Source organism: Dactylosporangium vinaceum (assembly GCF_019904175.1).
GTDB classification, from domain to species: Bacteria; Actinomycetota; Actinomycetes; order Mycobacteriales; family Micromonosporaceae; genus Dactylosporangium; species Dactylosporangium vinaceum.
Map to the genome: position 1 here is coordinate 7,004,125 of NZ_CP061913.1, position 12,973 is coordinate 7,017,097.

The 12,973-nt window shown below is 75.3% G+C and carries 1 pseudogene; it reads right to left on the reverse strand.

From position 1 onward, the window contains the following. Positions 1-172 precede the first annotated feature (172 nt). Positions 173-12,961: pseudogene (locus Dvina_RS54605) on the reverse strand (SDR family NAD(P)-dependent oxidoreductase); the annotation flags it as partial. Positions 12,962-12,973: the final 12 nt, after the last annotated feature.

The following is a 12,973-nucleotide window of genomic DNA, read 5'->3' on the forward strand; positions in this document are numbered from 1 at the left end:
CGTGCAGGTCATCCTCTGGGGAAATCCCCGAAATCGCCGCTTCGAGCTTGTCGAGTTCGGCCAGGACCGGTACCCCCGCGTCCGCCCGCACCCCGCCGCCGACCGCTTCGAGCAGGTGAGCGGCGAGATCGGCCGGCGTCGGGTAGTCGAACACCGCCGTCGCGGGCACGGCCAGCCCCGTCCGGGCGGCCAGCCCGTTGCGGAACTCGACGGCCGTCAACGAGTCGAAGCCCAGGTCGCGGAAGGCCCGGTCGGCTCCCACGGTGCCGGCCTCGGCGTGCCCCAGCACGGCCGCCGCCTGCTCCCGGACGACGCCGAGCAGCAGCGCCTCCTGGTCGGCGGGCGACAGCCCGGCCAGCCGCGCCCGCAGCCCGTCGCCCTCGTCCGGCGCGGTGCCCCGGTGGAACGTCTCGATGAGGGGCGCCGGCCGCGCGGCGGTGAGCCCGGCGCCGTAGCGCTCCCAGTCGACGTCCGCCACGACAGGCCCGCCCTCGGCCCCGACGGCCAGCCGCTCCAGCGCGGCGAGCGCCACCGCGGGCGCCAGCGGCGTGATCCCGCCCCGCCGCTGCCGCTCTCCCGCCCCGGCGTCGGCGACCATCCCGTCCCCGGCCCAGGGCCCCCACGCGATGGCCACGGCCGGCAGCCCCGCCGCCCGCCGCGCCCGCACCACCCCATCGAGCGCCGCATTCGCCGCCGCGTAGTTCGCCTGCCCAGCCGACCCCACAGCACCAGCGAACGACGAGAACAGCACAAACGCATCCAAGCCCAGCCCACGCGTCGCCTCATCGAGATACCGCGCACCATCGACCTTCGCCGCCGCCACCGAACGCAACCGCTCAGCCGTCAACCCCTCGATCACCCCGTCATCAAGCACCCCCGCAAGATGCACCACCGCATCCGGCCGCACCCGCTCCACCAACGCAAACACCGCATCACGATCCGACACATCGCACGCGGGCTCACTCTTGCGCCCCGCCACGACGACGTGCTGCGCCCCGTGCTCGAGCAGCCACCGCGACACGTGCCGCCCGAGCGCCCCCGACCCCCCGGTGACAAGCACCGTCCCCCGCGGCCGCCACCGGCTCCCGTCCGGCACCGCCCGAACCAGCCGCCGCCCGTACGCGACCCCATCCCGGATCCGAACCTGATCCTCAACCCCACCGACCACCCGGGCCAGCATGTCCAGATCCGCCTCCGATGGCTCCGCCGGCAGGTCGACAAGCCCACCCCACCGATCCGGATACTCAAGCGCGGCCACCCGGCCAAAGCCCCACACATCGTCCGAGCCGCCGCCCCGGGTCACACACCACAGCGGCGCACCGTCATGCCGCTGCACCGCCGCAAGCACCTCGACCGCATCCCGGACCTCGACCACCACCCCGTCACCCGGCACCGCCGGCACCGCCAGCGGCACCCAGTCGATCCGATACACCAGCGCATCAACCGCCGAGGCCGCCTGCCGCTGCTCCCGCCAGGCCGTCAACGCCGCGATAGCCGCGCCGTCGAGCCCGGGCACCGACTGGCTCTCGACCGCCGACCAGAACTCGGCGTCGACCCGCCCCTGCCGCCGCACTGTGGGCCAGAACCGAGTGCGCTCAAACGGATAGGTGGGCAGCGCGACCACTGCCGCGTTCCCGAACACCTTCACCCAGTCCGGCGACCACCCGGCCACATGCGCCCGCGCAACGGCCGCCATCAGCGTCTCGGCCTCGTCCCGGTCCCGCCGTGCCACCGCAATCCCGTCCTCGACCAGCGCCGCCAGCACCCCGTCCGGCCCGACCTCCAGGAACCGGCTGACATTCGCATGCTGCAGCGCCTGCACACCATCGAAGAACCGAACGGTCCCGCGCACCTGCCGCACCCAGTAATCCGGATCCGTGAAGTCCGCGCCCAGATCCCCGGTCACATTCGACACCACCGGAATCGCGGGAGCCTGCGCCGGCACCGACGCCACCACAGCCCGGAACTCCTCCAACATCCCGTCCATGTAGGCCGAATGGAACGCATGCGAGACATTCAGCCGCCGGGTCTTCACCCCCAGCGAAGCCGCGACCTGCTCCACATCACCCGACAGCACCACCGAGTCCGGCCCGTTCACCGCCGCAATCTCAGCACCCTCAACCAACGCCGCCCGCACAGTCGCCTCATCGGCCTGCACCGCAATCATCTGCCCACCCGACGGCAGCGCCTGCATCAACCGGCCACGCGCCTCCACAATCCGGCACGCACCATCCAGATCCCACACCCCGGCAACATGCGCCGCCGCCAACTCCCCGATCGAATGCCCCAGCAGAAAGTCAGCCCGAAGACCCCACGACTCCAACAACCGGAAGACCGACACCTCGAACGCGAACAACGCCGGCTGCGTCCACCGCGTCTGATCCAGATCCTCAGCATCCCGCAGGCCGTCGATGCGATCGCAGACCGCGTCATACGACGCGGCGAACACCGGGAACGCCTCGTACAACCGGCGGCCCATCCCGGCCCGCTGCGCACCCTGACCGGTGAACAGCATGGCGTTGCGGCCGCCGCGAACCGAGCCGCGGATCTCGGTGCCGCCGAGCAGGACGGCGCGGTGGTCGAAGTGCGTGCGGGTCGTCGCCAGCGAGAAGCCGACGGCAACCGGGTCGGCGTCGAGCGCCCGGACCCGGGCGAGCTGGGCGTCGAGCCCGGCCGGGGTGCGCGCCGACACCGGCCACGGCGCGACCGGCAGGGCCGCCGGGGTCGGCGCCGCCGGGGAGGGCGCCGGCGCCTCCTCCAGGATGACGTGCGCGTTGGTACCGGAGATCCCGAACGACGACACCCCGGCCCGCCGCGGACGCGGCCCGGCGGGCCACGGCCGGGCCGCGGTGAGCAGCGACACCGCCCCGGCCGACCAGTCCACGTGCGACGACGGCTCGGTGACGTGCAGCGTCTTCGGCAGCGTCTCGTGCTGCAGGGCCAGGATCATCTTCATCAGGCCCGCGACGCCGGCGGCGGCCTGCGTGTGGCCGATGTTCGACTTGACCGACCCGAGCCACAGCGGCGCGGTGCGGTCGCGGCCGTACGTGGCCAGCAGCGCCTGCGCCTCGATCGGATCGCCGAGCGCGGTGCCGGTGCCGTGCGCCTCCACTACGTCCACATCGGACGGTTCGAGTCCGGCGTCGGCGAGGGCGGCCCGGATGACCCGCTGCTGTGACGGCCCGTTCGGGGCGGTGAGCCCGTTCGACGCGCCGTCCTGGTTGACGGCGCTGCCCTTCACCACCGCGAGCACCCGGTGGCCGGAGCGGCGCGCGTCGGAGAGCCGCTCCAGCAGGAGCAGGCCGACGCCCTCACCCCAGCCGGTGCCGTCGGCGTCGTCGGAGAACGCCTTGCACCGCCCGTCCACCGCCAGCCCCCGCTGCCGGCTGAACTCGACGAACGCGCCCGGGGTGGACATGACCGTCGCGCCGCCGGCGACGGCGAGCGTGCACTCGCCGCGGCGCAGCGACTGGGCGGCCAGGTGCAGCGCGACGAGCGACGCCGAGCACGCGGTGTCCACGGTCACCGCCGGGCCCTCCAGCCCGAACGTGTACGAGATGCGCCCGGACACCACGCTCGCCGCGTTGCCGGTGCCGAGGTACCCCTCGACGTTCTCCTCGGCCGCGGCGAGCATCGTCGGATAGTCCTGGCCGTTGCTGCCGATGAACACGCCCGTCGCGCTGCCCCGCAGCCCACGCGGGTCGAGACCGGCCCGCTCGAACGTCTCCCAGGCCGTCTCCAGCAGCAGCCGCTGCTGCGGGTCCATGGCGAGGGCCTCGCGCGGTGAGACGCCGAACAGGTCCGCGTCGAAGTCGGCGACCCCGTCGAGGAACGCGCCGACCCGGGTGTAGGACGTCCCGGCCCGGTCCGGATCGTCGGCGAAGAGCGCGGCGAGGTCCCAGCCGCGATCCGCGGGGAACGGCGCCAGCCCGTCGCGCCCCTCGACGAGCAACTGCCAGAACTCCTCGGGGGTACCGACCCCGCCCGGGAACCGCCCGGCCATGGCGACGATCGCGATGGGCTCGTCCGCGGCCGCGGCGACGCCCGGCCCCGCGGGTCCGGCGTCGGCCCCGGTGACCTCCTGCACCAGCCGGTCGACGAGCGCCGCCGGGGTCGGGTGGTCGAAGACCACTGTCGAGGGCAGGGCGACCCCGGTGGCCGCGGTGACCGCGTTGCGGAACTCGACGGCCGTCAGCGAGTCGAACCCGAGGTCCCGGAAGGCCCGCTCGGGCCGGATGGCCGACCCGTCGGCATGCCCGAGCACCGCGGCCGCCTGCTCCCGCACGAGCTGTTCGAGGCGGGCGGCGAGCTCGGCCGGGGCCAGGTCGCCGAGGTGGGTGACGCCCGCCGGCCGCGCGGACGCGGGCACGAGATCGGCGACGAGCGGCGCCGGCCGCCCGGCGGTGAACGCCGGCCCGTACCGCTCCCAGTCGATGTCGGCGACGACCGGCCCGGCCTCGGAGCCGACCGCGAGCCGTTCGAGGGCCGCGAGCGCGATCGCCGGCGACAGCGCCGTCACTCCGCCCCGCCGCTGCCGCTCCCCGGCTCCGGCGGCCATGCCGTCCCCGGCCCAGGGCCCCCACGCGATGGCGACGGCCGGCCGCCCGAGGGCCCGCCGCGCCCGCACGACCCCGTCGAGGGCGGCGTTCGCCGCGGCGTAGTTGGCCTGCCCGGCCGACCCGACGGCCCCGGCGAACGACGAGAACAGCACGAACGCGTCGAGCTCCAGGTCGCGGGTCGCCTCGTCGAGGTACCGGGCCCCGTTCACCTTGGCATCGGCCACCGCCGCCAGCCGCTCGGGCGTCAGCCCGTCGATGACCCCGTCGTCCAGGACTCCGGCGATGTGCACCACCGCGTCCGGCCGCACCTGCGCGACAAGTGCGTGGACGGCCGCCCGGTCGGTCACGTCGCAGACGACCGGCCCGCGCCGGCTGGCCACCACGACCCGCTCGGCCCCGTGCTGCGCCAGCCACCGCGAGACGTGCTCGCCAAGTGCCCCGGAGCCGCCGGTGACAAGCACCGTCCCCCGCGGCCGCCACCGGCTCCCGTCCGGCACCGCCCGAACCAGCCGGCGCCCGTACGCGACCCCGTCCCGGATCCGCACCTGATCCTCGACCCCACCGACCACCCGGGCCAGGATCTCGAGATCGGCCGCGGAAGGCTCAACCGGCAGGTCGACGAGCCCACCCCACCGGTCGGGGTATTCCAGCGCGGCGACCCGCCCGAAGCCCCACACATCGTCCGAGCCGCCGCCCCGAGTCACACACCACAGCGGCCGATCATGCGCCCCCTGCACAGCCGCGAGCGCCTCAACCGCATCCCGGACCTCGACCACCACGCCATCACCCGGCACCGCCGACACCGTCAACGGCACCCAGTCGATCCGATACACCAGCGCATCAACCGCCGAGGCCGCCTGCCGCTGCTCCCGCCAGGCCGTCAACGCCGCAACCGCAGCCTCGTCGAGCCCTGGCACCGACTGGCTCTCGACCGCCGACCAGAACTCGGCATCCGACCGCGGCGCACCCGCATCGAGCCAGTACCGCTGCCGCTGGAACGGGTACGTCGGCAGCTCCACCACCGCCGCGTTCCCGAACACCTTCACCCAGTCCGGCGACCACCCGGCCACGTGCGCCCGCGCGACAGCCGCCATCAGCGTCTCGGCCTCGTCCCGGTCCCGCCGAGCCACCGCGATCCCGTCCTCGACCAGCGCCGCCAGCACCCCATCCGGCCCGACCTCCAGGAACCGCGACACCCCGGCCCGCCGCAGCGCCTCCACCCCGTCGGCGAACCGAACCGTCTGCCGCACCTGCCGCACCCAGTAATCCGGATCCGTCAGATCAGCACCCAGATCCCCGGTCACATTCGACACCACCGGAATCGCGGGAGCCCGCGCCGGCACCGACGCCACCACAGCCCGGAACTCCTCAAGCATCCCGTCCATGTACGCCGAGTGGAACGCATGGGAGACATTGAGGCGCCGGGTCTTCACCCCGAGGGCCGCCGCGACCTGCTCCACATCACCCGACAACACCACCGAGTCCGGCCCGTTCACCGCCGCGATCTCAGCACCCTCCACCAACGCCGCCCGCACCGTCGCCTCATCGGCCTGCACCGCGATCATCTGCCCACCCGACGGCAGCGCCTGCATCAACCGGCCACGCGCCTCCACAATCCGGCACGCACCATCCAGATCCCACACCCCGGCGACATGCGCCGCCGCCAACTCACCAATCGAATGCCCCAACAAGAAATCCGGCCGCAGGCCCCACGACTCCAACAACCGAAAAACCGACACCTCGAACGCGAACAACGCCGGCTGCGTCCACCGCGTCTGATCAAAATCCTCAGCATCCCGCAAACCGTCGATGCGGTCGCAGACCGCGTCATACGACGCGGCGAACACCGGGAACGCCTCGTACAAGCGCCGGCCCATCCCGGCCCGCTGGGCACCCTGACCGGTGAACAGCATCGCCGACAGACCCTCGCGGACCTCGCCGCGAACGACCGCGCCGTCCAGCACCACCGCCCGGTGCTCCAGCTGCGCGCGGGTGGTGGCGAGGGAGAAGCCGACGTCGACCGGGTCGGCGGCCACAGCGCGCAGCTGAGCAACGAGCGCGTCGAGCGCCGGCTCGCTGCGCGCCGACACCGGCCACGGCACCACCGGGAGCGCGGCCCGGTGCACCTCGGCCGGCTCGGCGGCCGGGGCCTCCTCGACGATGACGTGCGCGTTGGTGCCGGAGATGCCGAACGACGACACGCCCGCCCGCCGTGAGCGCGGCCCGGCCGGCCACGGCTGCGCCGACGTGAGCAGCGAGACCGCCCCGGCCGACCAGTCCACGTGCGTCGACGGCTCGGTGACGTGCAGCGTCCTGGGCAGCGTCTCGTGGCGCAGGGCCAGGACCATCTTGATGATGCCGGCGACACCCGAGGCGGCCTGGGTGTGGCCCAGGTTGGACTTGACGGAGCCGAGCCACAGCGGCGTGGCCCGGTCGCGGCCGTACGTGCCGAGCAGCGCCTGCGCCTCGATCGGGTCACCGAGCGCGGTGCCGGTGCCGTGGGCCTCGACGGCGTCCACGTCTGACGGTTGCAGGCCGGCGGCGGCGAGGGCGGCCCGGATGACCCGCTGCTGGGACGGGCCGTTCGGGGCGGTGAGGCTGCTCGACGCGCCGTCCTGGTTGACGGCGCTGCCGGTGACGAGCGCGAGCACGGGGTGGCCGTGGCGCCGGGCGTCGCTGAGCCGCTCCAGGAGGAGCAGGCCGACGCCTTCGCCCCAGCCGGTACCGTCGGCGTCGTCGGAGAATGCCTTGCACCGGCCGTCCGGAGCCAGTCCCCGCTGGCGGCTGAAGCCGATGAACGTGCCGGGCGTCGACATGACAGTGGCCCCGCCGGCGACGGCGAGGGTGCACTCGCCGCGGCGCAGGGCCTGGGCGGCCAGGTGCAGCGCGACGAGCGACGACGAGCAGGCGGTGTCGACGGTGACGGCGGGGCCCTCGAACCCGAACGAGTAGGCGAGCCGGCCGGAGGCGACGCTCGGGGCGGAGCCGTTGCCGAGGTGGCCCTCCAGCCCGTCGGGCACCTCGTGCAGCCGCGACGCGTAGTCGTTGTACATGAGGCCGACGAAGACCCCGGTCGGGCTGCCGCGCAGCGCACCCGGGTCGAGCCCGGCCCGCTCCAGCAGTTCCCACGACGACTCGAGCAGCAGCCGCTGCTGGGGGTCGGTGGCGAGGGCCTCACGGGGCGAGATGCCGAACAGGTCGGCGTCGAAGTCGGCGGCGTCGTAGAGGAACCCGCCCTCGCGCGCGTAGCTGGTGCCGCGGTGGTCCGGGTCCGGGTGGTACAGCCGGTCGGAGTCCCAGCCCCGGTCGGCCGGGAACGGCCCGATGGCGTCGGCCCCGTCGGCCAGCAGCCGCCACAGGTCCTCCGGCGAGCGCACACCGCCCGGGTATCGGCAGCTCATGGCCACGATCGCGATCGGCTCGTCCGACGCCGCGGTCGCCGTGAACACCTCGGCCGGCACGTCGGCCGGGTCCAGCTCGCCCAGCAGGTGCCGGGCCATCGCGGCCGGGTTGGGGTGGTCGAACACGATCGTGGCCGGCAGCGTCAGACCCGTCGCCGCGGCCAGCCGGTTGCGCAGTTCGAGGGCGGTCAGCGAGTCGAAGCCCGCCTCGAGGAAGCCGCGGTGCGAGTCGACGTCACCGGCGGCGGCATGGCCGAGGACGGCCGCCGCCTCCGCGCGGACGAGCCGCAGCACCTCCGCCTCGCGGTCGTCGGCCGCGAGGGCGCGCAGCCGGTCGGCGAGGGGGCCGGCCGCAGCCGCCGCGCCGGGGGCCCGCGACCGGCCGGCCGGGACCAGGGAGCGCAGTACGGCCGGAACCGGCCCGGCGTCGCGCAGCGCGTCGAGGCGCAGACGGGCGGGGACGACGACCGCGTCCGGCCCGGCGCACGCGGCGTCGAACAGGGCGAGGGCTTCGGCGCTCGGCAGCGGGACCACCCCGTGGCGGGCCATCCGCTCCCGGTCGGCGTCGCCGAGCCCGGCGGTGATGCCGCTCGGCTCCTCCCACAGCCCCCAGGCCAGCGACAGCGCGGGCCGCCCGGCCGCATGCCGCTGCCGGGCGAGCGCGTCGAGGGCGCTGTTCGCCGCCGCGTAGCCGCCCTGCCCGGCCGCGCCGACGGTGCCCGCCAGCGACGAGAACAGCACGAACGCGGTAAGGCCCAGGTCGCGGGTGAGCTCGTCGAGGAGCCGGGCGCCCTCCGCCTTGGGGCGCAGGACGGCGTCGACCCGCGCGGCGGTGAGCTCGGCGACGGTGCCGTCGTCGACGACACCGGCCGCGTGCACGACCCCGCGCACCGGGTGCTCGGCCGGGACGGCGGCGAGCAGCGCGGCGAGGGCGGCCCGGTCGGCGACGTCGCAGGCGGCCACGGTGACCCGGGCGCCGAGGGCTTCGAGCTCGGTCCGCAGCTCGGCCGCGCCGCCGGTGGCGGGCCCGCGGCGGCCGGTGAGCAGGAGGTGCCGCACGCCGTGGGCGGTGACCAGGTGCCGGGCGACGCGGGCCCCGAGACCGCCGAGACCACCGGTGATGAGGACCGTCCCCTCGGTGTCCCAGGTGGCGACCGGCCCGCCGGTCCCCGCCGCCCGGACGAGGCGGGGCGCGCGGACCGTACCGTCGCCGCCGATGACGGTGACCGGCTCGCCGCTGTCCAGCGCGCGGGTGACGGCGTCCGGGCCGGCGTCGGTGCCGGTGGTGACGACGGCGAACCGGCCGGGGTGCTCGGCCTGGGCGGAGCGCACGAGGCCGGCGACCGCCGCCGCGGCCGGGCCGTCGCCGGTCAGCACGAAGGCGAGCGGCTCGGCCGGCCCGGGCTGGGCGAGGTGCCGCTGGATGGCGTCGAGGGCCTCGAAGGTGGCGGTGGCGATGTCGCCGCCGGTGACGGCGTGACGCACCCGGTCCGGGGCGCCGGTGCCGGCGGCCGCCGGGACGGGCACGAGGTCGACCCGGTAGAGCGCGTCGCGGGCGGTCAGCTGCGCGGCGGTCACCGGGCGCAGGTCGAGGCCCTCGATGGTGGCGACCGGGCGGCCGTCGGGGTCGGTGCAGTCGATGACCGCGGTGCCGCCCCGCAGCCGGAGCCGGACCCGCAGTGCGGTGGCGCCGGTCGAGTGCAGGTGGACCCCGCGGAAGGCGAACGGCAGCCCGGTGCCCTCGCCGCCGGCGTACCGCAGGCCGTGCAGGGCCGCGTCGAGCAGGGCCGGGTGCAGCCCGAACCGGCTCGCGGCCGGGTGCTCGGAGTCGGGCAGCGCGACCTCGGCGAACAGCTCATCGCCGCGGCGGTGCACGGCCCGCACACCCTGGAACGCCGGGCCGTAGTCGAGCCCGCCGGCGCGCAGGTCGTCGTACAGGCCGTCCACCGGTACGGCAACCGCCCCGGCCGCCGGCCACCCGGTCCACGGGGCCGGGGCGGGCGGGGCGCCCAGGCGGCCGGTGGCGTGACGGGTCCACGGCGTGGTGTCGTCCTCGGGCCGGGCGTAGAGGGTGAACGGGTGGCCTTCGGCTTCCGGCCCGACGATGAGCTGCAGGACGAGGGCGTCAGGGCCGGGAAGGGTGAGCGGAGCCTCGACCACGAGCTCGGCCAGCCCGGGCCGGCCGAGGGTGTCGGCGGCGCGCAGGACCAGGTCGAGCAGGGCCGTGGCGGGCAGCAGGGGCACGCCGAAGGCCACGTGATCAGCGATCCACGGATGTTCGCGCGGCGCGAGGCGCCCGGTGAGGACGTGCCCGCCGGCCTCGGCCAGGCCGAGCGCGGCCCCGAGGAGCGGGTGCTCGACCGCCTGGAGACCGACCGCGGCCGGGTCGCCGGCGCGGGCCGGGTCGTCGAGCCAGAACCGCTCGCGCTGGAAGGCGTAGGTGGGCAGTGGCACGGGCCGGCCGCCGGGCAGGAGGCGCGGCCAGTCCGGCGACCATCCGGTGACGTGCGCCCGCGCGACAGCGGCCATGAGCGTCTCGGCCTCGTCGCGGTCGCGCCGCGCGACCGGGATCCCGTCCTCGACGAGCGCGGCGAGCACGCCGTCGGGGCCCAGCTCCAGGAACCGGCTGACGCCGAGGGCCCGCAGCGCGGCAACCCCGTCGGCGAACCGGACCGTTTCCCGGACCTGGCGCACCCAGTAGTCCGGGTCGGTGAGGTCGGCGCCCAGGCCGCCTGTCACGTTCGACACCACGGGGATCGAGGGCGCGTGCGCCGGCACCGACGCCACGACCGACCGGAACTCCTCGAGCATGCCGTCCATGTGGGCGGAGTGGAACGCGTGCGACACGTTCAACCGCCGCGTCTTCACCCCCAGCGCCGCCGCCACCGCCGCGACCGCATCCGCGTCACCCGACAGGACCACGGAGTCCGGCCCGTTCACCGCGGCGATCGAAGCGCCGTCGACGAGCGCCGCCCGGACCGTCGCCTCGTCCGCCTGCACCGCGATCATCTGCCCACCCGAGGGCAGCGCCTGCATCAACCGGCCCCGCGCCTGCACGATCCGGCACGCGCCGTCGAGGTCCCACACCCCGGCCACGTGCGCCGCGGCCAGCTCACCGATCGAGTGGCCCACCAGGAAGTCCGGCGTCAGGCCCCACGACTCCAGCAGCCGGAACACCGACACCTCGAACGCGAACAACGCCGGCTGCGTCCACCGCGTCTGGTCGAGATCCTCGGCGTCGCGCAGGCCGTCGATACGGTCGCAGACCGCGTCGTACGACGCGGCGAAGACCGGGAACGCCTCGCACAACCGGCGGCCCATCCCCGCCCGCTGCGCGCCCTGGCCGGTGAACAGCATCGCGTTGCCGCCCGGGGCGCTCGCGCCGCGGACCACGTTCGGGGCGGACTCGCCGCAGGCCAGGGCGTCGAGGCCGGCGAGCAGGGCCGCACGGTCGGCGCCGAGGACGACGGCCCGGTGCTCGAGGGTGGTGCGCGCCGCCGCCGCGGTGTAGGCGACATCCAACGGGTCCGCGTCGAGGGCCGCGCGGAGGCGGGCGGCCTGCGCCGGGACGGTCGCGGCGGTCCGGCCCGAGACGAGCAGCGGCAGCAGCGGCGGGGTCCACCCGGCCGGCGCGGGCGCCTCGTCGGGGGCGGGCGCCGGTGGCTCCTCGATGATGACGTGGGCGTTGGTGCCCGAGACGCCGAACGACGAGATCCCGGCCCGGCGGGGACGCTCCCCGGCCGGCCACGGGCGGGGAGACGTGAGCAGCTCGACGGCGCCGCCGGACCAGTCGACGTGGGTCGACGGCTCGGTGACGTGCAGCGTCCGCGGGAGGCGCTCGTGGCGCAGGGCCAGCAGCATCTTCATGATGCCGGCGACGCCGGCGGCGGCCTGGGTGTGGGCCAGGTTCGACTTGACCGACCCCAGCAGCAGCGGGCGGGCGGGCGGGCGGCCCGGGCCGTAGGCGGCGATGAGGGCCTGGGCCTCGATGGGGTCGCCGAGGGTGGTGCCGGTGCCGTGGGCCTCGACGGCGTCCACGTCCGACGGTTTGAGGCCGGCGGCGTCGAGCGCGGCGGTGATGACCCGGCGCTGCGACGGGCCGTTGGGGGCGGTCAGGCCGCTGGAGGCGCCGTCTTGGTTGACGGCCGAGCCGCGCAGCACGCCGAGGATCGGGTGGCCGAGGCGCTGGGCGTCGCTGAGGCGCTCGACGAGCAGCAGGCCGGCGCCCTCGCCCCAGCCGGTGCCGTCGGCGGACTCGGAGAAGGACTTGCAGCGGCCCTCCGGGGACAGGCCGCGCTGGCGGCTGAAGCCGATGAACGTGTTGGGGGTGGACATGACGGTGGCCCCGCCGGCCAGGGCGAGTGTGCATTCGCCGCGGCGCAGGGCGGTGGCGGCCAGGTGCAGGGCGACGAGCGACGACGAGCAGGCGGTGTCGACGGTGACGGCCGGGCCCTCCAGGCCGAACGTGTAGGCGATGCGGCCGGAGGCGATCGACGGTGAGCTGCCGTTGCCGACGTAGCCCTCCATGCCCTCGGGGATCTCGCGCAGGCGGGCACCGTAGTCGTTGTACATGATGCCGACGAAGACGCCGGTGCGGCTGCCCTTGAGCGTGGCCGCGTCGATGCCGGCCCGCTCGAACGCCTCCCAGGCGGTCTCCAGCAGCAGCCGCTGCTGCGGGTCCATGCCGAGCGCCTCGCGCGGGGAGATGCCGAACGGGGCCGGGTCGAAGCGGTCGGCGTCGTGGAGGAAGCCGCCCTCCCGGCCGTAGGAGGTGCCCCGGTGGTCGGGGTCGGGGTGGAACAGGTGCTCCAGGTCCCATCCGCGATTGTCCGGGAACGCACCGACGGCGTCGCGGCCCTCGTCGAGCAGCCGCCAGAGGTCCTCGGGGGTGCTGACGCCGCCGGGGTACCGGCAGCTCATGGCCACGATCGCGATCGGCTCGCGCTCCTGGCGCTCCAGTGCGCCGAGCCGCTCCCGGGTGCTGTGCAGATCAACCGTGACGCGCCGGAGGTA